Origin of the sequence: Serratia sp. FS14, assembly GCF_000695995.1 — a bacterium.
In the GTDB taxonomy this organism is placed as follows: domain Bacteria; phylum Pseudomonadota; class Gammaproteobacteria; order Enterobacterales; family Enterobacteriaceae; genus Serratia; species Serratia nematodiphila.
This window is the reverse complement of record NZ_CP005927.1, coordinates 2,233,462-2,256,140: the sequence shown is the minus strand read 5'-3', so window position 1 is coordinate 2,256,140 and position 22,679 is coordinate 2,233,462. Positions and strand designations below refer to the sequence as shown.

The window sequence follows — 22,679 nt, the reverse complement described above, 5'->3', positions numbered from 1 at the left end:
CCCGTAAACCGGGCCTGAACTAGTCAGACCACGGTTGCGGCAAAAAGTTGGCTCACCACCAGGCGTGAAAATGATGCACCGGCCCAATGCCGTGCCCCACTTCCAGCGTATCCGCCTGTTGCAGCGCTTGTTGCAGGTAGTCCTTGGCGGCGGCCACCGTGGCCGCCCAGTCGGCATGGCGCGGGCGCAGCGCCGCCAGCGCGGCCGAGAGCGTGCAGCCGGTGCCATGGGTATGGCGGGTGGCGACGCGCGGCGCGGTAAAGCGCTGCTCGCCTTCGGCGGTAAACAGCCAGTCCGGGCTCTCGCTTTCGCTCAGGTGGCCGCCCTTCATCAGCACCGCCTGGCAGCCCATCGCCAGCAGCGCCCGCCCCTGCTCGCGCATCTGCGCTTCATCTTCCGCCGGCGCGCACGCCAGCAGCGCCGCCGCTTCCGGCAGGTTCGGCGTAATGATCGACACCAGCGGCAACAGCTCGCGCCGGATAGACTCTACCGCCTCCGGCGCCAACAGCGGATCGCCGCTTTTTGCCAGCATCACGGTATCCAGCACCACAAATTCCGGCCGGTAATGGCGCAGACGTTCGGCCACCGCCTGCACGATGTCGGCGTTGGCCAGCATGCCGATCTTGACGCTGTCGATGCGCACGTCGCTGAACACCGAGTCCAGCTGCGCGGCGACGAACGCCGGATCGATGTAATACACCGACTGCACGCCGCGGGTATTCTGCGCCACCAGCGCGGTGATCACCGAAGTGCCGTAGGCGCCAAGCGCCGAGAAAGCTTTCAGATCGGCCTGAATGCCGGCGCCGCCGCTGGGATCGGTGCCGGCGATGGTCAGCGCGTTAATACGTTTCATCACAGATCCTCCCCGCGTAGTTGATACAGGGCGTCGAGGAACGCCGGCGTAAAGCTGCCCGGCCCGGCGGCCTGCCTGGCCGCGAGGCCGCCGCAGTGTGACATCACCCGACAGGCGGTTGCCACGTTGTCCAGGCGATCGCCCGGCAGGGCGCAAAACGCCGCCGCCACCGCCGACAGCGCGCAGCCGGTGCCCACCACCCGCGTCATCAGCGGGGAGCCGCCTTCGATCGCCCAGTCGCGTTGGCCGTCGGTGACGTAATCCACCGCGCCGGTGACCGCCACCACCGCGCCGCTGCGCCGCGCCAGCTCACGCGCGGCGGGCAATGCCGCCAGGGAATCGTCGCCGCTGTCCACGCCGCGGCCGCTGGCCAGCAACCCGTTGAGCGCCATGATTTCCGAGGCGTTGCCGCGTATCGCCGCCGGTTGCTCGTCCAGCAGCTGTTTAGCGAAGGCGGTGCGGTAGGAGAGCGCGCCGACCGCCACCGGATCCAGCGTCCAGGGCTTGCCGGCCTGATTGGCGGCGGCCACCGCCGCCCGCATCGATTCGGCGCGCAGCGCATTGAGGGTGCCGACGTTGATCAGCAGGCCGTCGGCCAGCGCGCTGAACTGCGCCGCCTCTTGCGGCTCCACCACCATCGCCGGGGAGGCGCCGAGCGCCAGCAGCACGTTGGCAGTCAGCGATTGCACCACTTCGTTGGTCAGGCAGTGGATCAGCGGAGGCCGCTGTTGGAATTGGGTCAGGCAGGCCGCGGCGCGGGCGCCGGGTAGTGCATCAGGTCGAGCGATCATATTCCTCCCAACCGGCGTTCAAGAAGGCGGCGCCGGTTGAGCGGCCGTGACTTCCCTACGCTGGCATTATCCAGATCAGGTAATACGGGTATTTCTCAGCCTTCACGCGGAAGGGCACCCCGAGTCATGAAAATCAATAGGTTGTGATCAACGTTGCGTTAATCCCTGCAGGGGATCATGCCAGCGGCGGCGCGGACAAACAAGCGATTAAATTGGCTCGCGCCTAAGCGATGCTTCCCTCTTTTCCCGCCAGATACAGGCTCAGCACGCCGGGCAGCTCCGCCAGGGTAAACGCCACGTTCTGCGGCGCCGTTTTGAAGATGTGGTGCAAAGTGCCGGCCACCAGGCTTTGCAACAGCCGGGTTTGCTGCAGGATCTCCGCTTCGGCGGTCTCGGGGCGGCGCAGCTGCAGCACTCGGGCGATCAGCGCCAGGAAGCTGGACTTTTCATCCGGCAGGTTCATTTCCCGCATCACCGGCAGGTAGTCGGCGTGCTCGCGCAGGTACTGCGCATAGGGAGAAAACAGCCGCTGGATCACCTCTTCAGCGGAGAGGCGCCGCCACTCGTCGTCGCTGGCCAACGCCATGTCGCGCACCAGCGCCTCGATCGATTCGGTGTGCCGATCCGCCAGCGCCTTGATCACCGCGTGGCGATCGGGGAAAAAGTGATACATCGAGCCGATGGAGGTTTTGGCGTGCTTGGCGAGCCGCTGCATGCTGAGCGCCGCCAGCCCGTCCTGCGCCACGATCGCCGCCGCCGAATCCAGAATGGTTTGTACGCGTTGCCGCCCTCTTTCCTGCTGCGGCTCCCGCCCGGTGATGTGTTCGTCGATTTGCATATTCGTTTCTGCCCGCTGTCATCAACGCATTATACCCATTTGCCGCCGCGAAGGCAGGGTGACACAAAAAACTAGATTAACCCCTCTAGTTTAGAGTAGAGTATTTATTCTAGTTTCTCCTTGCGCAAGCGTGGGGAAGACAAACAGTGACCTCACTCACTGAAAAAGAGTCATTCCATTCGGCCCGTCGACCAAGCCAATCGCCAGAGAAAGCCCTATGCCCGACAAAAAACTGCTTATCACCTGCCTGACCGCGCTGCTGCTCACCGGGTGCTCACCGGCACCGTCCATGGTGGTGTTCGGCGCTTCGTTCCCCGACTGGCTGTTTTGCCTGTGCGGCGGCGTGGCGGGCATGGTGGCGATCCACCTGCTGCTGCGCACCCCGGAAAAACGCGCCTGGCTGGCGCCGCAGCTGCTGACGTATCCGGCGCTGACCGCGCTGATCGCCATGCTGACCTGGTTACTGGTTTTCCCCCACTGAGACTGACGCCATGACCCAACCACAAACCTCCAACAAGCGCAGACTGCTGGTGCTTACCATCCTGGCGTTGACGCTCATCGTGGCCGCCGTCGTCGTCTGGCGGGTGGAAAACGCCCCCACTACCGACGATGCCTACGCCTATGCCGACACCATCGACGTAGTGCCGGAGGTGAACGGCCGCATCGTCGAGATGCCGATCCGCGACAACCAGGAAGTGCGGCAAGGCGATCTGCTGTTCCGCATCGATCCGCGCCCTTACCAGGACGCGCTGGCGGCCAGCGAAGCGCGCCTGATCACGCTGAATGAACAGATCAAACTGACGCAGCGTTCGGTCAACGCGCAGCAGTACAACGCCGAATCGATGAACGCCATCGTCAAACGCTCGCAGGCGCTGGTGGCGCAGGCGACCGACACCCTCAACCGCCGGCAGAAGCTGCTCGGCAAGAACTACGTTTCGGCGGAAGAAGTGGAAACCGCCCGCACCTCCCAGCGCTCGGCGCAGGCGGAACTGCAGGCCGCATTGCTGCAGGCGAAACAGGCGGAAGCCGCCGTCAGCGGCGTCGAAGCCCTGGTCGCGCAGCGCGCCGAAGTGCAGGCCGACATCGCCATCGCCAAGCTGAATCTGGAATTTACCGAGGTGCGAGCGCCGTTCGACGGCCGCATCGCCTCCCTGAAAACCACCGTCGGCCAATATGCCTCCAGCGCCAAACCGGTGTTCACGCTGATCGACACCCGCCACTGGTACGTGGTCGCCAACTTCCGCGAAACTGACCTGAAAGGCGTGCATCCCGGCGTGCCGGCCACGCTGTATTTAATGAGCGACGCCGGCCAGACCTTCAGCGGCAAGGTGGAGTCGGTCAGCTACGGCGTGCAGCCCGACGACGGCGGCAGCGTGCTGGGCGGGCTGCCCAACGTGTCGCGCAACATCAACTGGGTGCACGTTTCTCAGCGCTTCCCGGTCAAGATCGCGGTAGAGGCTCCCAACCCGGCGCTGTTCCGCGTGGGCGCTTCGGCGGTGGCCAAGCTGAACCTGCGCCATGAAGAATAAAACGATGTCTCGCGGCTGGCTGTCCCAGTTGATCGACGAGCTGCGCCCTTCGGACAGCCGCATAAACCTGGTGATCCGCGCCCTGCTCTCCAGCGCGATCGCCATCGTGACCTCGCAGACGCTGCAGGTACCGTGGCTGGCGCTGTCGCTGATCGCTGTCTTCTTTATCACGCAGTCCAATATCGTGATCACCCGCGCGATCGGTATCCTGTTTTTCGTCAGCTCCACGCTGGCGATCGGCGCCGCTATCCTGGTGCTGAAGTTCACCTACGACTACCCGATGCTGCGCATCTTGCTCTCCAGCGCGCTGTTTTTCCTCAGCGTGTTCCTGATGCGGGTGACCAAGGTTGGGGTGCTGTTCTTCCTGATGGCGCTGGTGGTGATCTACACGCAAAGCTTTGTCGATCTCACTCCGCAGGCGGAAGTGGTGATACGACTGGTGCTGTGGGTATGGGTGGCGATCAACTACGCCATCCTGCTCACCCTGATCGTTAATACCCTGCTGCTGCCGGCCGAACCGCTGAAACAGCTAAAGGGTCGGATGAACGCGGTGTTGGACGAAACCCGCGCTATGTTGACCAACGGCGGCGAGACGCGCGATCTGAGCGCCATCTCCCAGCACGCCACTGAGCTGCATAAGCTGCTGCGCTTTTCGGTGATGCGCAGCGATCGCTGCCGCGCCAACGAGCCCGGTTATCTGGCGCTGATCACCCTGGTGTTGCAGCTCAATATCCTGGCCTACCAGCTGCCGCCGGCTTTCGGCGCGGCCGCGCGTCAATTGGCGCAAGAGATAGATGCCGCCTGCCGCGCACTGCAAACCGCGATAAGCTACGAAAGCGCACTGCGATTTTCCGTCGCGATCGCCGGCAGCGACGATCCGCAGGTGCCGGCGCCGCTCAATGAAATGGCCAGCCTCCTGCAGGTCTACGCCAACCGCAGCGACTACGCCGACGCCCTGCAGGCCGCGCCGCCGCCGAAAGTGCCCTTCTTTACCCCCGACGCCCTGACCAACCCGGTTTACATCCAGTTTTCGTTGAAAACGCTGCTGACCGTACTGGTCGCCTACGTGTTTTATACCGCCGTCGATTGGTCCGGCATTCATACCATCATGCTGAGCTGCCTGATCGTGGCGCAGCCCAGCCTCGGCGCCACACAGCGGCGGGCGCGGCTGCGTCTCGGCGGCGCGGCGATCGGCAGCCTGCTGGCGCTGATCTCGGTGGTGTGGATCATGCCTCACCTCGACAGCCTCGTCGGCTTGCTGCTGCTGACGCTGCCGGTGATCGCCCTCTCCGCCTGGATCGCCGCCGGCTCCGAGAAAATAAGCTATGCCGGGGTACAGATCCTGTTCACCTTTTCCCTGGCGCTGCTGGAAAGCTTCGGCCCGGTCACCGGGCTGACCGAGATCCGCGATCGCCTGATCGGCATCGTGCTGGGGGTAGGGTTCGCCACCTTCATTCACGCCACGCTGTGGCCGGAATACGAAGGGGAGTCACTGCGGCAGCAGGTTGCCAACGTGCTGCGGGAACTGTCGCGCTTCCTCGGCGGCGAGAACACAAACGCCATCGGCATCTGGCAAAAGATCGAGGGCTGCGAAGCGGTAGTGGCCCGGGTGACGCTGGAGCCCACCTGGCAGCTGGCGGACGATAACCATGAAAGCTTCACCCGGCATATCCAACTGATCTTTAACCAGACGCGCAGCCTGTTGCTGACCAGCGAAAAGCTCAACACCTATCTGGCAGGCAGTAGCGCGGCGCTGTCCGCGCAGGAACGCCAGGCGCTGTTCGAGGTGCAACGTCAGGGCGGGCGCGTTCTCGCCGAGTATGCGGCGCAGCTTTCCCGTGCGCCGCAAGCGTTGCGGGCGCCCGACTTTCATCCACCGTTGGCCGCCCTGCACGCCGACACCGTGCGCCACCTGGCTCAGGAGCTGAGCGACGGGGTAAATCGCCTGCCCGCCTGGGGCGACGCCTAGCATTTTCCGTTTGCGGCCATGCACGCCCGGCGCCATGCGCTATAGTGAGCAAAAACCACCGGGAGATGCCATGCAAATAAGACCTTACCAAGAGGCCGATCGCCCCTTCCTGCGCACGCTGTACCTGGCGTCGCGCAAGGCGGCGTTCGGTTGGCGCGATACCTCGAACTATCAGTTGGAAGATTTCGACCGCGCGACGCTGGGCGAAGCGATTTGGGTTGCGGAAGACGGCGGCGTGCTGCTGGGATTCGTCTCCATCTACCGCGAAGACAACTTCATTCATAACCTGTATGTCGATCCCCATCAGCCGCCGCGCGGCGTCGGCAGTGCGCTGCTGCAAGCGGCGCAAGCCACCTTCACCGCCACCGGCTCGCTGAAATGCCTGGTGAAGAATGAAAAGGCGCTGACGTTCTACCGCAAACACGGCTGGCGTATTATCTCTACCGGCAACGACGGCGAAGAAGATTATTACCTGATGCACTCACCGGCACGCTAGCTCTTACCCGCCGCATCCGGCATGCCGCGCAGCGTCAGCCGCCAAAACAGCAGCGCGCTCAGGCTGACGCCTGCCCCCAGCCAGCAGACGCCGCTCCACCCCGCCCAGGCGTACATATGGGTGCCGGCAAAGGCGCCCAGCCCGCTGCCGACGGCGTAAAACAGCATGTAGCAGCCCACCAGCCGGCTATGCGACTGCGGGTGGGCGCTGAAGATCATGCTCTGGTTCAGCACGTGGATCGCCTGGCCCGCCAGATCCAGCAGCACAATGCCCGCCACCAGCCAAACCAGGCCGCTGCCGAGCAAACCGAGCGGCAGCCAGGCCAGCGTCAACAGCAGCAGACACGCGCCGCTGACCGCCTGCCCCAGCCCGAGATCCGCCAGATGCCCGGCGCGCACCGCCGCCAGCGCGCCCACCGCGCCGACCAGGCCGAACGCTCCCACCGCAGCATGGGTGAAGTTGAACGGCGGCCGGCTCAGCGGCAACACCAGCGAACTCCAAAAGAGGCTGAAAGCGCCGAACATCAGCAGCGCCAGCATGCCGCGAATTTGCAGCGTGCGGTCATGCCGCAACAGGCTCAACATTGAACGCAGCAACGCGGGATAACTCAGCGTGCTGGGCGCGGTGCGCGGCGCAGGCAGCAGGCGCGACAGGATCGGCAGCAGCACCAGCGTCACTCCGGCTGAGAAGAAGTACACCGTGCGCCAGCCGCCGACGTCTGCCAGCGCGCCGGACAGGGTGCGCGCCAGCAGCAGCCCCAACACTACCCCGCCCTGCGCCGCGCCAACCACCCGCCCGCGCTCCTGCGGCGCCGCCAGGGCCGCGGCGAATGCGATCAGCCCCTGCGTCATGGCGGTGCCCAGTAGCCCCACCAGCAACATCCCCGCCAGCAGCCAGGGCGCGCCGTGCGCCCATCCCACCAGCAGCAGCGCACCGATCAGCCCCAGCTGTTGCCCCGCCAGCAATCGATGCCGGTTCAGCCGATCCCCCAACGGCACCACCAACAGCAACGCCAGCGCGCAGCCCAACTGAGTCACGGTGATCACCATGCCGACCGCCGCCAGGCTGATGGAAAAATCGCGGGCGATGGCGTCCAGCAGCGGCTGCGCATAGTAAACGTTGGCCACGCTAAAGGCGCTGGCACCGGCCAACAGCAGCACCAGGGCGGCCGGCAGACGCCCCAGCGCCGCACAGGGGGGATCCAGCAGTTTGTCGCTCATCGCACACCCCAATCTGGTTTCATAATTAAACCCAATGAACTTTAGATGCGGAGGTTTTATAATGCAACCAGAATATGTAGTTGGAGATAACCGCCGTGAAACGTAAAAGCCTGGAAGACGCGCCGTGCCCGGTGGCGCGCACGCTGGATGTGATTGGCGACTGGTGGTCGCTGCTGATCGTGCGCGACGCCTTCGACGGCGTCACCCGTTTCAGCGAGTTTCAAAAAGGGCTGGGGATGGCGAAGAACATTCTTGCCACCCGGCTGCGCGCCCTGGTGACGCACGGCGTGCTGGAGATCGTGCCCGCCGCGGACGGCAGCGCCTATCAGGAGTATGTGCTGACTGAGAAAGGCCGCGCGCTGTTTCCGGTGATCGTTGGCCTGCGCCAGTGGGGGGAAGATCATCTGTTCGCCGAGGGAGAGGCGCACTCAACGCTGGTGGAAAGTGACAGCGGCCGCCCCGTGCCGCGCCTGACACCGATCGGCAGCGCCGGGCAGACGCTCACCCCGCTGAATACCCGAGTGGTGAAGGTGGGGGAACGCTTTGAGCCGTCTTTTAACAATCCCCAATTAGCGATAAAAGAAACACTTCCAACCGAAATCGCCGCACAGATCGACGCCGCATGCAACGTGCTGACAGAACAACTCGGCGAGAAACTCTTGGGCATCCATCTGTATGGATCCGCGGTCGATGGCGGTCTTAAACCCAACAGCGATATTGACATCTTGGTCGTCATCAGCAAGCCGCTGATGTCAACCTCTCGGGCCGCCCTTATGAAAGCTTTGCTGACCGTGTCGGCTCCGCCAGGTGCCGACAGTATCTTTCGCCCGCTGGAAGTCACCGTGCTGGTACAGACCGACATCAAACCCTGGCGCTATCCGCCACGACGTGAGTTACAGTTTGGCGAATGGCTGCGTGAAGAGTTGCTGGTGGGAATTGTCTCCCCCGCCACCTTGGATCCTGATGTGGCGATCCTGCTTACCAAAGCCCGGCAGCATCATCGACATCTGTTCGGCGCCTCCTTTGAACTCCTGTATGACAGCGTCCCTCGCAGCGACTTCATCGCCGCGCTCACCGATACCCTGAGTCAATGGAACGAGCCTGATGACTGGCATGGCGACGAATGCAACATTGTGCTGGCGCTGGCGCGCATCTGGTTCAGCGCGGCGACCGGTCGGATCGCCCCCAAAGATGTGGCCGCCGAATGGCTGCTGGAACGCTTGCCATCTGAACACCAGCCGGTACTCAGCACCGCGCGGCGAGTTTATCTCGGACAAGCGATAGATGATCTGCCTCAGCATCAGCAGCCGTTGGCAGCATTCATCGGCTATGCCAAAACGACGATCGCAAGTCTATTGACGACAACAGCATCGCAATAAGACGCCAGCCTGTCGACACCACTTATCGTCTGCACTTATTGATGCAGGGACGGATTTTGTTCATGGCCGCCGCCCCCTGCATGATTCGCTTCGCAGCGTCATCCGGGTAATGTATAGTCCGCGTTTTACGGAGATCCCATGCTGACTAACTCATCCATTCGTCTGAACAAATACATTAGCGAGAGCGGCATCTGCTCACGCCGCGACGCCGATCGATACATCGAACAGGGCAACGTTTTCATCAACGGTAAACGCGCCACCGTTGGCGCCCAGGTATTTGCCGGCGATGTCGTGAAGGTTAACGGTCAGCTGATCGAACCGCGCAATGAAGAAGATCTGGTGCTGATCGCGCTGAACAAACCGGTCGGCATCGTCACCACCACCGAAGACGGCGAGCGCGACAACATCGCCGACTTCGTCAACCACAGCAAACGCATCTTCCCGATCGGCCGCCTGGACAAGGATTCGCAGGGGCTGATCTTTCTGACCAACCACGGCGATCTGGTCAACAAGATCCTGCGCGCCGGCAACAATCACGAGAAAGAGTATCTGGTGACGGTCAACAAGCCGGTGACCGACGAGTTTATTCGCGGCATGGGCGCCGGCGTGCCGATGCTGGGCACCGTGACCAAAAAGTGCAAGGTGAAGAAAGAGGCGCCGTTCGTGTTCCGCATCACGCTGGTGCAGGGGCTGAATCGCCAGATCCGCCGCATGTGCGAACACTTCGGCTACGAGGTCACCAAGCTGGAACGCACGCGCATCATGAACGTCAGCCTGAAAGGGTTGCCGCTGGGCGAGTGGCGCGATCTGACCGATGACGAGCTGATTGAACTGTTCAAGCTGATTGAAGGCTCCTCGTCCGAGGCCAAGCCGGCGAAGAAGGCCCCGGCCAAATCCGCCGCGGCGAAAAAGCCGAGCGCCGGCGGGCCGAAAAGCGCCGACAAAGCCGCTGCGCCGGCCGGCCGCAAGCGCTTTACCCAGCCGGGGCGCAAGAAAAAAGGGCGTTAAACGCCTTCCCCCGTTCAGCCCGCCGTTGCGCGGGCTTTTTTATCGTGAAAGTCAGCCACCGGCCGCCACTGAGTTACCACCATAAAAAAGGCCCGCATCAAGCGGGCCCGTCGGTACCAGAGAAGTCTAGAGGGAAAATCAGAACGACCAGCGCAGGTTGGCGTTGACCGAATTAACGCGGGTATCGGCGCCGAATTGCCCCTGATAGCCGACATCCAGCGTCGCAGCGCGCGACAGCTTCACGCTCACGCCGATATCGCCCACCATCACGTTGTCATCCACGGCCTGGCCCTGCGTGACGAACGCGTCGCTGCCGGCAAACGCCATGCGCGATGAGGTGTTCTTATCGCCGTAAGCATGCTGCCAGCCGAGCGAGCCGTAGAGGCTGACGTTCTTCGGCAGTTCGGTCACGCCGCGCACCCCGAGCGTGGAGTAGAAGGTGTTCATCGTTTCATTGCGCACGCTCAGCGCCGCCGCGCCACCCGACTCCTGGAAGCTGTCGGTATGCAGGCGGATGTAGCTCAGGTTGATGAACGGTTCGACGTTCATCTCCGGCTGGCCGAAACGGTAACCCGCTTCGGTGAACGCCAGCAGCGAGTTGGCGTCGTAATCCGACTTCAGTCGATCCGAGAAGCCGCTGAAATCGACGTTGCGCTTGCCTTCAATCTTGTGCCAGGTGTAACCCAGCGCGCCGCGCAGCGAGAACGCATCCTGCTGCCCGGCCGCATACAGGCCGAGGTGGTAGTTGTCGGTATCGGCTTTGGAGCGGCGGCTGTCGACATCATAGTCGCCGCGGCTGTAACCGAAGTAGCCGCCGATGCGCACGTTATGGTCCGCCAGTTTGCGATCCGCCCCCAACAGGAAGCCGGTGGTGTTGCCATCCAGCTTGCCCACGTTGCCGTTGCCGCTGTTTCTGCCCCAGGAACTGAAGGTCTGCCCCCAGACGCCGCTGTTTTGCGCCGGCGCCGGTTGCACCAGCGACATCGCCAACGGCGGTACCGGCAGACTGTCGTTGTCGAACAGGCGCAGCATGCGCTGGTTCAGCACATTGAACAGCTGGGTGCTGCCGGCGATCAGGTTAGACTGCATCGACGGATAGACTTCGCCGGACAGCTGATTGAACGCCTCGCGCGCTTCCGGCGCGCTCAGCAGCAGCAGCGAGTTGTACAGCGCCAGCGAAGGTCCGCTCTGCGTCAGCGTCGAGAGCGCGCCGGCGGTATTCCACTGGTTGCCGCTCTCGGCCACCGTTTGGAAAATGCCCGGCTTGCCGCTGCCTGGATTCTCGCCCCCCGGATTTTCCCCGCCTGGATTTTCCCCGCCCGGATTCTCGCCCCCCGGATTTTCCCCGCCTGGGTTTTCTCCGCCCGGATTCTCGCCTCCTGGATTCTCGCCGCCTGGATTTTCCCCACCCGGATTCTCACCGCCTGGGTTTTCCCCGCCCGTGTCTTTCTGCGCGATGGTCAGATCCACGGCGTTGGCGCTGTGGTTCAGCGCCACATCGAGGAAGGCAGACTTGGAGACCGCCGACGCGAACTGGCCGTCAATGCCGCCGTCCGAGGTCAGAATGCGGTAGCTTTGGCCGGTTTTATAGCTGGTTTGCGGATCCAGCGCCGTCACCTGCACTTTGGCCCGATCGCTGATGGTGGTTTTGCCCGCCACCAGCAGCTGGTCGCTGCGGCCGTCGCCGGCGATATCGACGTCATAGAAGGATTCGCCGATAAAATTCAGGTAGCGTTTCAGCGTCAACGTGCCGATATTGCCGTCGCCGGGCGAGATATGGCCGCCGGACTGGATCTCGGTCTGGCCCAGCGTGCCGTTGCCGCCCAGCGTGCCGCCGGCCTTGATCGACGCGGCGCTGCTGTAGCCCAGCCCGTTATTGACGCCGGTACCCGCCGTCGCATTCAGGATCAGCGTGCCGCCGTTCTCGGCGCCGAGGGTTTGGATCTCGAAGATGTCGTCTTCTTTCTGGGTATTGATGTCGCTGGCGATGATGAGCTTGCCGCCGCGCGCGGTGACGTTCGCCTGCAGCTCAGAGAGATCGCCGTTCAGCGTCGTGTGCCCGGCGCTGTTGATCACCTCGCCTTCGCCGCTCATCTTGTTGCTGAAAACGTAATTGCCGTCGGTATGGTTAAAGTACACATAGCTGCGGAACAATCCGCCCCGCAGGGCGATCGCCGTCTGGGCATCGATGGCTCCAGCAGCGCCCGCCGCGCCGAGCGTCGGCTCGGTCAACCCGGTGCCGGTGTCCATATTGCCGCGGCTGCCGATAATCAGCGCGCCGCGGTTCGAGCCGGAACCGGTCTCGCCCAGCACCACTTCGTTGCCGCCGGCGGAGAATGTCCCGCCGTCCATGACCGCCAACACGCCGTTGCCGTAATCGCCGACGTTGACGCTGCTGCCGCTGGTAAAGCGCGAGCCGTTGCCGGCGACCACCAGCTCAGCGGTTTTACGCGCGCCCGAGACACCCGCCACCTGGATGTTGCCGACGTTGACCGCAGCGCCGTTCAGCACGTCCAGATCGCCGTAGAGCGTGAGCGCGCGGCCGACGTTCCACTGGGAATTGGCCCCGGTGACCGTAGCTTTCGGGCTCAGCGTATCGGTCTCACCCGGTCCGCTGCCATTGCCGATGCGCGCGTCAAAGGCGGTGTTCAGCACCGCGCCGTCTTCGATCGCCAGCGTGGATCGTGCCCCTAAATCGGTGCCGACACTGAGAAAATTGCTGGTGACGCGAGAACCGGCGCCGGTGGCGATCAGGTGGCTGTCGTAGCCACGGGTGGTGCCGACCACGATCTCTTTCGCGCTGGCCAGCGCGCCGTCTTCAACCCGCAGCGTACCCCGCCCCAGATTCAGGCCGCCGCGCAGCACGAACTGATCGTTCACCGCGTTCAGCTCGGCGTTCGGCCCGCGAACCGTGACCACGCTGTCGTGAATTTGGCCGTTGAACATCCGGCCGATATTGATGTTATAGGCGCTGATCTTGCCATTCTCGATCAGCAAGTTGCCGCTTTGATTGCGGCCGACGTAAACGTCCCCGGTGTAGGCCAATGATTCGGTAATTTTTGAGTCGCCGTCAAAAATGGCATCGTCTGCGCGAGCGAGATCGGCGGGCGCCAGCATCAACAACGGCGCGGAAAATAGAGCGAGGTAAAGTTTGGAAAGCGGTGTTCTAACCGCTAAAGGGTGCGATGTTTTGTCATTCACGGGCTATCTCCGTACTCGTTAGCGTGATGTCGCGAAATTTATTGTTATAGGGAACTCAATACACTAGAGGAGAAGTGAGGCGTTATTTCGCGCACGCCGGTTTAGTGATCGTCGAAGCAAAAGCTTATTGCCCCCCGGCGCTGACGCTCCGACGATGAAAAACCAGGAAGCGGTAATACCGCCCCCAAAGCGAATTATTTATGCGTGACCACCGGCGTACAGGTCGGCGCGCTCAGCGACGGCGAGGAACCTAAAATTCCCGGCATCATCAGCGACGAGCAATCGAAAATGCGGCCTTTTTCCGTGGTGGCGCGATATGAAAGTTTTTGGCCGCCCAGCGCATCCGGCTGTGCGCCATTGACGTTGGTCACGGTAATTTCGTCCGACGATCCCAGCCCCAGCATTTTGGCGGTTTCCGCCTGCAGTAATGGAATGGCCTGATCGGTTTTCAAGGTGGAACAACCGGCTACCATCATCGTAACGGTTAAAGCGATAAGTGGTTTCTTCATAAATTATCCTTTATAACCAATCAGTTAAAATTACCGATTGGCTTTATGTTTTCTCTTATCCAAATCCTCGAATAATATATTTCCCTTTCCTAAACGAAAAAACCCTCCTAAAGTAGGGAGGGTTGATAATAATTCATCAGACCTATCTGATATTTGAAGGCGAAAGGAGAATCCTTTGGGGCAGGATTATGCGTTGGTCGTTGATGACCATCCATTGGTAGCAAGCGGCATCGCCAATTTTCTCAGCACGCATTGCCGATTCAAACAGGCGCATGTGGTGACCAATGAAGAGAATTGCTACCGCCATATTAGGGAAAATGGCCCACCGCGTTTACTGGTGATCGATTTTTGGCTTTCTTCCGGTACAGCGTTGAAATTACTCAAAGAAGTAAAGCAACTTTACCCTCAGGTGCGGATCTTGGTGGTTAGCGGCGACGAGAATAACGATATCTGGCAGAAAGTGCACACTGCCGGCGGGCATGGATTTGTATTAAAAAACGAACCGCCTGAATTATTCGCCAGGGCGGTTTTTGCGTTGAATAATAATCAGGATTGGTTCCCTGACGGTAATGAAACCTGCATAAAAAGCCATCATGAGCACTTAAATAAATTCAATTTAACGCCGAGGCAAATCGACGTATTAACCATGATGCTGCGCGGCCTGCCAAATAAAAGAATTGCGACGCAACTGTCTATTTCCGAACCCACCGTCAAAGAACATATCAGCAATATATTGAAAAAGATCGGCGTCAACAGCCGGGTGGAAGCCATCACGCTGTTGCACGGCAAACGGGATCCGTCGTCATGAGGTTTTTCCAGCATTTACAAAATGATGGCATCTCCCCACGCGCGCAGATCCGCCTGCTGGACAACACCTTCATGCGGCTGGTGTTCAGCTTCACCGCCGTGCCTTTCGTCGGCATCCCATTCGCCATCTGGATTTATTTGCTGGGGGATGAACTTGGCCCAACCATTGCCTGGATCATGGTTTACCTGCTATGCGCCGTGGCGATCAGAATATGGCATCGGCGCTACCTGCGCGAGGCCAAAGAAAATGATGAAGACGCCGTGCTGCGCCGCTGGCTGCCGCGCATTAATAAGGTGGCCTTTATTCACGGCTTGGGGATCTCCTCACTCTATTTAATTACGCCGCAGACCCATAACTTTGACTTTTTTCTGCTGCTCAATATCAGCATCGCCGCGATCGTCGCCGCCAACGCAACGCACCTGACGCCGGTTATCAGCACCTTTACCCGCTTTTTCTTCGCCTCCTGGGGGCTGCTGAACCTCGGCATCATCTGGCGGCTGGAAGACGTGATGTTCATCGTGCTGATGCTGAACTTGCTGTACGGCTTCGCCATTTACCGCCACGCGTTAACCTCGCATGCGTTCTTTATTCAGCAGGCGCTGCTCGAAGAACAAAGCTCGCGCCTGGCGGAGCAGTTCCGTCAGGCCAAAGAAGAGGCGGAACAGGCGCTGCTGGATAAGAACCAATTCCTGACCACCGCCAGCCACGATCTGCGTCAGCCGGTGCACGCCATGGGCTTTCTGATCGAGGCCATCATCCACAAAAACCGCGACGACAGCCTGACGCCGCAGCTGCTGGATCTGCAGCAGAGCGTGCGTTCGGTGCATTTGATGTTCAATTCGCTGCTCGATCTCAGCAAAATCGAATCCGGCAACGTGCGCACCGCCGCCACCCATGTGGATATCGGCGCCCTGCTCGACTCGGTAGTCACCCTGTTCCGCGAAGAGGCCAACAGCCGCGCCCTGACGCTGCGCACCTGGCGCCCCAGACGGCGTATCAGCGTGATGGGCGATCCGCTGCTGGTGCGGCAATCGTTGATCAACCTGATCCAGAACGCCCTGCGCTACACGCAACGGGGCGGCGTGCTGATCGCCATCCGCCCGCGCGGCGCCGAGTGCCTGGTGGAAGTGTGGGACACCGGCGTGGGCATCGCCGACGAAGAGAAAAGCAAAATCTTCTCCCCTTACTACCGCCCCGAGCTGGCGTGGAAAATCGACAGCGCCGGCCACGGGCTGGGGCTGGCGGTGGTGGCGCGCTGCGCTAAGCTGATGAAGGTGAAGTACGGCATGCACTCCGTCGAAGGCAAAGGATCGCGTTTCTGGATGCGCTTCACGCAATACATCGGCGAAGACAAAGCGCCGGAAACCGCGGCCGCCTACGACAACACCGCCACGCCTACCCGCTATGCGCCACTGCGCGGCGCCTGCCTGGTGGTGGACGATGATCCCTTGGTGACCTCCGCCTGGGAGAGCCTGATGAGCACCTGGGGCATCACCGTGCGCTGCGCAGCCTCCGCCGAGGAGGCCTTCGCCATTGTCGACGGCGGCTTCACGCCGTTCGCCGTGCTGTGCGACCAGCGCCTGCGTTCCGGCGAGAGCGGTTTCGACATCCTGAAAGCGCTGTTCGAACGCCTGCCGGACGTGAGCGGCGCGATGGTCAGCGGCGAGTTCAATTCGCAAATATTGCAAGAGGCCGAGCAGGAAGGCTATCTGGTGCTGCGCAAGCCGCTGGAACCGGCCAGGCTGCATGCGCTGCTGACCCAGTGGGGGCGGGTTAACTGCGTCGATGGCGCACGTTATCCGCCAGCAATAAGGCAGGCTTAATGAATAAAACATTAAGCCTGCCGCATATTACGCTGCGTTATCTAAATACGATTAATCGCATTTAGGCGGTTTTGGTTTGCAGACCGGCGGCTCAGGTTTACATACCGGCGGTTTTGGCGTGCAACCGCCCCAGGCATTATTCCACGCGTTTCCCCAGCTGTTAACAACCTTGCCGATGATAGCCAAACCCAGGCCAATCGTTGCGCCGTTCACCTGCTGAACTTCTGTTGAGTTTAATTCTCTCATTTTTCATCTCCATTCACTAAAAGAATCAATTAAAAAAGACTGCTTTTTATGAACCGTCGGTTCACGCTTTAGGTATAAGGCGCTCGATAAATTAACTCAATAACGAAAATCTTAATTAAAGATGAAATAAATATAAAATTTTATATTTCATCAAACAATTACGCCATTGCATTTACAGGTTGCAATGTAATTACCCGATCTGCCGATGCAATCGTCGATGGCCGATGAGCAATGATAACGCGGGTCATTTTCAACGAGGATATGGCTTCGTTCACCCTTTTTTCATTGTCCAGATCCAAATGACTGGTGGCTTCGTCCATAAACAGAATACTGGGCCTTCGATATAACGCGCGGGCGATAAGAACCCGCTGTTTTTGCCCGCCGGAAAGGCTCCCCCCTAATTCGCCCACCAACGTTTCATATCCCATCGGCATTTTCATAATATCGTCGTGAATATTGCAATGCTTGGCGCATTCAACGATAAATTCCGTATCGGGATGAGCATCAAAACTGCATATGTTCTCGGCAATTGAACCGGAAAGCAGTTTATCTTCTTGCAATACACACGCGATGCACTCCCGATAATTATTAATGCCGATATCATGAATGTTAATGCCGTTGATAAACAAGCGCCCTTCCGTCGGTTCCAACAGCCCGCACATCAGCTTCATCAACGTGGTTTTGCCAACGCCTGAAGGCCCGACGATCGCCACGCTTTCTCCCGCTGCGATCTGCAGGCTGAGCCTGGGGATCACTGGGCGCGAAAGGCTGTCATATTGATAAAGCAGATCGCGCACTTCAAAAGTCACCGCCTCGTTGGTATTGCATATCTTGCGATAGGGTTTTTCTTCCTCTGTCGTAGAAAGCACGATGTCCGCCAGCCTTTCATTATGCAAATTCAGCATTCGCAGCCGAATGACCATATCGATAAGATTTGACGCGCGATCGGAGAATTGCCCCCGATAGGCATTAAAGGCGACAAACATGCCTAATGTCATTTGACTGTCGATCACTAAAGACGCGCCCAACCACAAGATAACGATTTGATCGCAGGCCGCAAGAAACGCATTCACGCCGCCAAAGAACATATCGAGCTTCGTCACCCGAATATTGGCGTTTGCCGTATCGATATTTAAATTTAACCAGAATTGCGAACGCGTTCCCGCCAACCCCAACGACTTCAGCGTCGCGATGCTGTACAGCGTCTCCATAAAATGTGAGCTGGCTTTCGCCGACTTCACCAATTGCTCCTCGGACGCTTGCCGATAATAGCGATAGGTCGAAAGGCGCAGCAGAACATATAAGACCGTAAAGCCGGAGGCTACCCACACCAGCCAGCCGCCGTACATGAACATCATGATAAATACGCCGACCGACATGATGCCATCAATGATGCTGGAAACGATACTGGTGGTAAACGTGGTGCGAATGGCGTCCAACGAGCCAAAGCGCGATTGAATATCACCCAGCTTGCGCTTTTCAAAATAGGCAAGCGGGAGCTTCATCAGATGATCAAACAGCCCTGATTTCCACTGTATATCGATCAGCGCGCCCATCACGATGGAGATCCACGAGCGAAACATCGAAACGCAGGTGCGGAACAAGATAAAAAACAATAAACCGACGCAAATAATGACCAATAAATTATGGTCGCCGGCCTGGATGACGTGGTCCATCACCAACTGAGTCCCGACGGGCATCAGCAGGTTGACGGCCTCAATGACCAGCGACAGCGCGAAAATTTTTACCAGCGCGCTTTTAAGACCGGTGACATTGCTGAGCAGTTTTCTAAAGTGCAGGCGATTTTTCTGCACCACAGGCGTGAATTCACTGCTTGGCCATACCTCTAAAGCGATTCCGGTAAAATGAAGGGAAAACTCCTGCAGGCCGATAACCCGGCGGCCAAATGCCGGATCGTGCAGGGTTATCCGCCCACCGCGAATGTTGACCAGGACCACAAAGTGATTCATATCCCAGTGCAATATGCAGGGCCTTTTCACCTGGTGAATCTCATCCAGGCTCAAGGATAAAGCCCGTGTTTTCAAATTGAGATTCTCGGCGATCGCGATCAGCGAGCTCAGGGTGGCGCCGCGGGCCGAGATATCAAACTTCTGGCGCATCGACAGCATATCGATGTGCATGCCGTAATAGCCGCACACCATCGCTAAACTGGCCAGCCCGCATTCGGCGGCCTCCGTTTGCAAGACCTGCGGCACTTTTCTTCTGAGCGACAGGTTCAGCTTGCCAACGATATTCTCATAAACTTTATTCACGAAGTGGCCCCGACACACTGTTTTTCATGTCATAAAATGGCGCGAACATCCATTGGTAGATGGGTCTTTTCTCCAGGAAAAGCGTGGCTTGCGCCTTCATGCCGCTTGAAAGGTTCAGCTTCTTTCCCTGATAGCCAAACTGCGTGTTATCGATAGCCACCAGCACTTTGTAGTACGACTCAACCAGTTCAGCCGATTGTCGAGTTGGCGAACTGCTGTAAGTGGACATTTCCTGAATCGATGCGGGAACATAAGCGATGCTTTCGATCACGCCGGGAAACTGACCAAATTTTTCATACGGAAAGGCGTCATAGCGAACGTTGATGTGATCGCCTCGGCTCACGTAAGGCACGCTGCTGTTGGGCAACCATAAAACCAAATAATAGATGGCATGATTACTGGGGATTAATTGCGCCAGGCTGTCTCCCGTATTGACCATTTGCCCAGGCGTCACGCTGAGCGATTCAACGCGCCCGTCCGCCGGCGCATTGACAATCAACGAGCCGCTGGCGTCCGCTTCGGCCAGCTGCCGCAGGAGATCATTGCGCTGAAATTGATATTGTGAGATTTGATTATCGAAATCGGACGCTCTTGTCGCGAGATCGCTATTCAGGTTAGTTATCTGCAAAGACTCTTGAATGCTTTGGTTATAGAGACTGTGGAACGTACTCTGCTGCTGATAGTAGAGGTAAACCTGGTTATTCAGCTGATCCCGATTAATGAGCCCCTTACTGCGATACTCATCGTAATTTTTCATGGTTTCGCGCATGAAGTTAACGCCGTTGCGTGAATTCTCGACCATCTGTTTGGACTGGCTGTGCGCCAGTTTATATTGGTCAATCTGCGCTTGCAGATTGACCAGGGTCGTTTTCTTGTTCGCCTCCAATTTGGCGATGATGCTATCGACCTGCGCCAGTTGATTTTCTATCGCCTGCCGCGTGCTTGCGCTGACGGTGCCGGAATCCGTCACCCTGCTGACGTCTATCTGATAAAGATGCTGCCCTTTTTTTACCTGATCGCCCACATTGACAAAGCGTTGTGCAATGAATCCCTGCTGAGTAGCAAATATGTTGACCGACCTTGGCAGCGTCGTGACCTCTCCGCCAACGCTGATACGCCGGGTATAACCGCCATAGGTCACGAAAATGATCAGCACAGAAACGAATGAAAGTGAAATGCCCGCGATGACCCAGGCCGGCAACCCTGCAATTAACAATGCTTTTCCTGCCCATTTAGAACGACTGTGCGATAAGGCCTCTTCCCTAAACAAATTTTGACCTCTCCATATATAGCGACACCGTTCATTTTTATCTTATCCATGGCCCAATACGGCGCTTATTTAGATTTAGTCTTTGTTGGCAAAACCCACAAGTAATAATAATCTTAAAAAACCACAAAACTGCTGAAACGTCACAAAAAGTGCGACCCTAATATTAGCGACGGCGTTATGAGTTGCATATTTCAACGCCGACCTCTTTAATCTAAGCGTATTCTCATCAAGCCGTCATTCACAGAGGCTGCGAGAATTAAGCTGCGAAACGCTTTACGTTTCGTTCCTGAGGTATAGGGATAAAGTTGAAAGGATTTACTATGAAAGAGCTAAATACTGCAGAGATCGAAATCGTTTCTGGTGCGGGGATTATTTCCGATACGGCAAGCTTTGTATCAGGATTTGCCGGCGATGTTATCATTGATACCGTAAAATTGGCCAATGATGCGCTTAATACCCGATTGATCTCTTCCGTAGGCCAAGGGTTCAACGCGATCGGTTTTGGCTTGGGCGCCGTTCATAATGTCGCAGACTCGCTTGGCTATGCGGCATTTAAAAGCGTTGCAGCCGTAGGCTCCCTGCTGGGTGGGGATGCAAGCCGTATCGAATATCATTACGAGAAAGAATGGGGTGCTTGAAAACAAGCGGCTCCCTCTGAAAGGTTAATTATGCTAACCACCTGCCCAATCAGGTGGTTATTTCAATTACGCACTCACTAACTCTTCTGTTTGAAAACCGCTTTAGTCAATGGAGAGGAGAACACGTTGTGCGGATCGTACTTATTCAGCACGTTGCAGGCATGATTCCAACTGTCATTGTTCCCTGCCCCGGCATTAAAGCTGCGCGGAATGTTTTCTTCGAGTACGGTTTTATCCTGCCACGCTGCCTGTGACGTATAACCCCAGCCTTTACTCCACTCTACACGAACCGTCGCATAGTCGCCCGCATAGTGGCTAAAAATCCATTTTTCCATTTCACTGTAGAATTTATTGGCATCCGGCGTATCGGGCATGGTCAGAATATCCAACCAGATCGCGACATCCCATTCCGGATGGGATTCAACGGGGCGAATAGCCGAAAGATCGGGAACAATGGCATTGGCCACCGCGCTCTCTTTTGCACTGTCCAACCCGGTGACGCGAATTTCAATCGGGCCATTCATCGGAAATGAATTCTTGCGCTGGTAATCGGCCACCATTTCTTCATATTTTTTCGTGAAATCGTGCAATACGTTTTGAATATTGCTCCGCTTCGTGATTATCGCGTAACCATTGGCCGTCACGCGCAGCGTTGTCGGCTTCACATACAACAGCAGATCCTTGCTCCACCCCCACAGATCCGCCGACACGGTGGCCCCTAAACCAATGCTGACCAACTCCATCTGCGCCTTGCCGAGTGTCGGGGTCAGCTCCGGGTGGCCATTATTGATTTTTTTAATAATATCGGAAATTTTAACCGGCAAATTATCCGAGAACGGATAGTTAAATGGACCATTAACCGGTTTTGACACTTTTGGGAAGCTGTCTTCTTGCTTCCACACTTTCAGCCATGGTTTTTCCGTGAACGGGAACCAGATGACTTCAACGCGCCCGCACAGATCCAAGAAATGGCTGAAGGTATTTTTTGTCGTGCTCGCAGTGGAAAAAAGATCCGCCGCGGTGACATTAACATAACTTTGACAGCGTAAACGCCGGTTGCGCGGCACCTGCAGCGTCACTTCGCTGATAAAAGCCCGGCCGACATGCACCAGGAATGCCGAGCTCTCCGCATTATCACGCGTAAACTCCTTTAATTCATACTTCGACCGCGCCTGATCCCAAACGACAGCTTTTAGCGACACCACGCTATTGCTCACGGAACCAAAGCTGGCAAACTCAGCCAGACGCTCATCTTTTGCCGGGATGCAGGTTCCATGGCCGCCGATGGCGAGCACGCCGCCCAGGGTCAGATCGCCAGGCGCCGGCGTCGCGTAAAAGCCGAGTTTCTTTTTTTCTAATTCAGTGAGCAAAGCCTGCATTGTCACCCCCGTTTGCGCGGTGACGTATCCATGCTCTCCCACTTTATTGATTGAGATGTTTTTGAATTTCCTGGTGAGGTCGATCAGCACGACATTGCTGTTATCCTCCCCGTTTGCAATAACGAGCGGTGACCAGTTGTGCTTGATGCCAACCGGACGCACGCAATATTTATTCTCATGCGCCCAGTTAATCACGGCCAAGAGCTCATCCGTATTTTTTGGATAGCAGGTCAGAATATGATTGCCGGAGATTTCTTTTGACCAATTAACAAAGTTGACATACTCATAGCCCACAGGGAACGTGTTCAAACTAGAACTAGTCATAACTGACTTCCTTTTAAAATTAAAATCGATAGAGATAAAAACGGCAACAGCCCGAGCGCTAATTAATCACCCTGATAAGCACCTCCTTTTCCTTGGGATAACCCCTCTGTTTTACTGCCCGAAGA

19 protein-coding genes, 1 pseudogene and 1 riboswitch are annotated in these 22,679 nt (G+C 58.1%); of the genes and pseudogenes, 10 read left to right on the top strand and 10 right to left on the bottom strand.

Annotated features, from left to right (window positions below; translation table 11 throughout):
- Window positions 1-52 precede the first annotated feature (52 nt).
- The 3 genes from thiD to L085_RS10185 all read right to left on the bottom strand — a co-directional run bounded on the left by thiD (window position 53) and on the right by L085_RS10185 (window position 2,482).
- Window positions 53-853, bottom strand: coding sequence for a bifunctional hydroxymethylpyrimidine kinase/phosphomethylpyrimidine kinase (gene thiD, locus L085_RS10195; protein ID WP_044030678.1), 801 nt, complete (start codon window positions 851-853; stop codon window positions 53-55).
- Window positions 853-1,644, bottom strand: a complete 792-nt coding sequence (gene thiM, locus L085_RS10190; protein ID WP_015378755.1) for a hydroxyethylthiazole kinase — start codon at window positions 1,642-1,644, stop codon at window positions 853-855. The genes thiD and thiM overlap by 1 nt, the downstream gene beginning before the upstream one ends.
- 35 nt (window positions 1,645-1,679) lie before the next feature.
- A riboswitch (TPP riboswitch) is annotated at window positions 1,680-1,776 on the bottom strand.
- A 91-nt stretch (window positions 1,777-1,867) separates the two neighbouring features.
- Window positions 1,868-2,482: a TetR/AcrR family transcriptional regulator gene (locus tag L085_RS10185; RefSeq protein WP_004941499.1), complete on the bottom strand. Its 615-nt coding sequence runs from the start codon at window positions 2,480-2,482 to the stop codon at window positions 1,868-1,870.
- 217 nt (window positions 2,483-2,699) lie between these two features.
- On the opposite strand from L085_RS10185, the gene L085_RS10180 reads away from it, so the two are divergent.
- The 4 genes from L085_RS10180 to L085_RS10165 all read left to right on the top strand — a co-directional run bounded on the left by L085_RS10180 (window position 2,700) and on the right by L085_RS10165 (window position 6,476).
- The gene (locus L085_RS10180; RefSeq protein ID WP_004941494.1) at window positions 2,700-2,963 is read left to right on the top strand and encodes a YtcA family lipoprotein; all 264 of its coding nucleotides are present in this window, start codon (window positions 2,700-2,702) and stop codon (window positions 2,961-2,963) included.
- A 10-nt stretch (window positions 2,964-2,973) separates the two neighbouring features.
- On the top strand, window positions 2,974-4,011 hold the full coding sequence (mdtN, locus tag L085_RS10175; RefSeq protein WP_015378757.1) for a multidrug transporter subunit MdtN: 1,038 nt from the start codon (window positions 2,974-2,976) through the stop codon (window positions 4,009-4,011).
- 4 nt (window positions 4,012-4,015) lie between these two features.
- A complete protein-coding gene (locus tag L085_RS10170) occupies window positions 4,016-5,980 on the top strand; it encodes an FUSC family protein (RefSeq protein ID WP_044030677.1) in 1,965 nt (654 codons plus the stop codon).
- 70 nt (window positions 5,981-6,050) lie between these two features.
- The gene (locus L085_RS10165) at window positions 6,051-6,476 is read left to right on the top strand and encodes a GNAT family N-acetyltransferase (RefSeq protein WP_021504444.1); all 426 of its coding nucleotides are present in this window, start codon (window positions 6,051-6,053) and stop codon (window positions 6,474-6,476) included.
- On the opposite strand, the gene L085_RS10160 is transcribed toward L085_RS10165, so the two are convergent.
- A complete protein-coding gene (locus tag L085_RS10160) occupies window positions 6,473-7,696 on the bottom strand; it encodes an MFS transporter (protein ID WP_044030676.1) in 1,224 nt (407 codons plus the stop codon). The two genes, L085_RS10165 and L085_RS10160, sit on opposite strands and share 4 nt — an antisense overlap.
- A gap of 95 nt (window positions 7,697-7,791) precedes the next feature.
- Between L085_RS10160 and L085_RS25710 the strand changes: the two are divergent.
- From L085_RS25710 to rluF, 3 genes and pseudogenes are all read left to right on the top strand, one after another.
- Window positions 7,792-8,235: pseudogene (locus L085_RS25710) on the top strand (helix-turn-helix domain-containing protein); the annotation flags it as partial.
- Window positions 8,218-9,075: an aminoglycoside adenylyltransferase family protein gene (locus tag L085_RS25035; RefSeq protein ID WP_226988596.1), complete on the top strand. Its 858-nt coding sequence runs from the start codon at window positions 8,218-8,220 to the stop codon at window positions 9,073-9,075. The pseudogene L085_RS25710 and the gene L085_RS25035, both read left to right, overlap by 18 nt.
- Window positions 9,076-9,213: 138 nt before the next feature.
- Complete coding sequence (rluF, locus tag L085_RS10150) at window positions 9,214-10,083, top strand: 23S rRNA pseudouridine(2604) synthase RluF (protein ID WP_021504493.1); 870 nt, start codon at window positions 9,214-9,216, stop codon at window positions 10,081-10,083.
- A 138-nt stretch (window positions 10,084-10,221) separates the two neighbouring features.
- Here the strand turns inward: rluF and L085_RS10145 are convergent, their stop codons facing one another.
- Both L085_RS10145 and L085_RS10140 read right to left on the bottom strand, forming a co-directional pair.
- Window positions 10,222-13,284, bottom strand: coding sequence for an autotransporter domain-containing protein (locus tag L085_RS10145; protein ID WP_044030675.1), 3,063 nt, complete (start codon window positions 13,282-13,284; stop codon window positions 10,222-10,224).
- A 194-nt stretch (window positions 13,285-13,478) separates the two neighbouring features.
- Window positions 13,479-13,793 (bottom strand): hypothetical protein, encoded by a 315-nt coding sequence (locus L085_RS10140; RefSeq protein ID WP_015378764.1) that lies wholly within the window; start codon window positions 13,791-13,793, stop codon window positions 13,479-13,481.
- A 175-nt stretch (window positions 13,794-13,968) separates the two neighbouring features.
- On the opposite strand from L085_RS10140, the gene L085_RS10135 reads away from it, so the two are divergent.
- A complete protein-coding gene (locus L085_RS10135; protein ID WP_015378765.1) occupies window positions 13,969-14,601 on the top strand; it encodes a response regulator transcription factor in 633 nt (210 codons plus the stop codon).
- Entirely contained in the window at window positions 14,598-16,424 is a 1,827-nt protein-coding gene (locus tag L085_RS10130) for a hybrid sensor histidine kinase/response regulator (RefSeq protein WP_049870656.1), read from the top strand. The genes L085_RS10135 and L085_RS10130 overlap by 4 nt, the downstream gene beginning before the upstream one ends.
- 51 nt (window positions 16,425-16,475) lie before the next feature.
- Here L085_RS10130 and L085_RS25295 read toward each other — a convergent pair whose 3' ends face one another.
- From L085_RS25295 to L085_RS10120, 3 genes are all read right to left on the bottom strand, one after another.
- The gene (locus tag L085_RS25295) at window positions 16,476-16,670 is read right to left on the bottom strand and encodes a hypothetical protein (protein WP_126186674.1); all 195 of its coding nucleotides are present in this window, start codon (window positions 16,668-16,670) and stop codon (window positions 16,476-16,478) included.
- Between the two features lie 158 nt (window positions 16,671-16,828).
- Entirely contained in the window at window positions 16,829-18,943 is a 2,115-nt protein-coding gene (locus L085_RS10125) for a peptidase domain-containing ABC transporter (protein WP_044030674.1), read from the bottom strand.
- A complete protein-coding gene (locus L085_RS10120) occupies window positions 18,936-20,213 on the bottom strand; it encodes an HlyD family secretion protein (RefSeq protein ID WP_033644082.1) in 1,278 nt (425 codons plus the stop codon). The genes L085_RS10125 and L085_RS10120 overlap by 8 nt, the downstream gene beginning before the upstream one ends.
- A 320-nt stretch (window positions 20,214-20,533) precedes the next feature.
- On the opposite strand from L085_RS10120, the gene L085_RS10115 reads away from it, so the two are divergent.
- Window positions 20,534-20,851 (top strand): hypothetical protein, encoded by a 318-nt coding sequence (locus L085_RS10115; protein WP_079007635.1) that lies wholly within the window; start codon window positions 20,534-20,536, stop codon window positions 20,849-20,851.
- Window positions 20,852-20,928: 77 nt separating this feature from the next.
- Here the strand turns inward: L085_RS10115 and L085_RS10110 are convergent, their stop codons facing one another.
- Window positions 20,929-22,554, bottom strand: a complete 1,626-nt coding sequence (locus tag L085_RS10110; RefSeq protein WP_044030673.1) for a cholesterol oxidase substrate-binding domain-containing protein — start codon at window positions 22,552-22,554, stop codon at window positions 20,929-20,931.
- Window positions 22,555-22,679: the final 125 nt, after the last annotated feature.

What these genes read in the sequence shown, in the direction of transcription:
- thiD (WP_044030678.1), bottom strand. Translation starts at nt 853, where the DNA reads ATGAAACGTATTAACGCGCTGACCATCGCCGGCACCGATCCCAGCGGC.
- thiM (WP_015378755.1), bottom strand. Translation starts at nt 1,644, where the DNA reads ATGATCGCTCGACCTGATGCACTACCCGGCGCCCGCGCCGCGGCCTGC.
- L085_RS10185 (WP_004941499.1), bottom strand. Translation starts at nt 2,482, where the DNA reads ATGCAAATCGACGAACACATCACCGGGCGGGAGCCGCAGCAGGAAAGA.
- L085_RS10180 (WP_004941494.1), top strand. Translation starts at nt 2,700, where the DNA reads ATGCCCGACAAAAAACTGCTTATCACCTGCCTGACCGCGCTGCTGCTC.
- mdtN (WP_015378757.1), top strand. Translation starts at nt 2,974, where the DNA reads ATGACCCAACCACAAACCTCCAACAAGCGCAGACTGCTGGTGCTTACC.
- L085_RS10170 (WP_044030677.1), top strand. Translation starts at nt 4,016, where the DNA reads ATGTCTCGCGGCTGGCTGTCCCAGTTGATCGACGAGCTGCGCCCTTCG.
- L085_RS10165 (WP_021504444.1), top strand. Translation starts at nt 6,051, where the DNA reads ATGCAAATAAGACCTTACCAAGAGGCCGATCGCCCCTTCCTGCGCACG.
- L085_RS10160 (WP_044030676.1), bottom strand. Translation starts at nt 7,696, where the DNA reads ATGAGCGACAAACTGCTGGATCCCCCCTGTGCGGCGCTGGGGCGTCTG.
- rluF (WP_021504493.1), top strand. Translation starts at nt 9,214, where the DNA reads ATGCTGACTAACTCATCCATTCGTCTGAACAAATACATTAGCGAGAGC.
- L085_RS10140 (WP_015378764.1), bottom strand. Translation starts at nt 13,793, where the DNA reads ATGAAGAAACCACTTATCGCTTTAACCGTTACGATGATGGTAGCCGGT.
- L085_RS10130 (WP_049870656.1), top strand. Translation starts at nt 14,598, where the DNA reads ATGAGGTTTTTCCAGCATTTACAAAATGATGGCATCTCCCCACGCGCG.
- L085_RS25295 (WP_126186674.1), bottom strand. Translation starts at nt 16,670, where the DNA reads ATGAGAGAATTAAACTCAACAGAAGTTCAGCAGGTGAACGGCGCAACG.
- L085_RS10115 (WP_079007635.1), top strand. Translation starts at nt 20,534, where the DNA reads ATGAAAGAGCTAAATACTGCAGAGATCGAAATCGTTTCTGGTGCGGGG.
- L085_RS10110 (WP_044030673.1), bottom strand. Translation starts at nt 22,554, where the DNA reads ATGACTAGTTCTAGTTTGAACACGTTCCCTGTGGGCTATGAGTATGTC.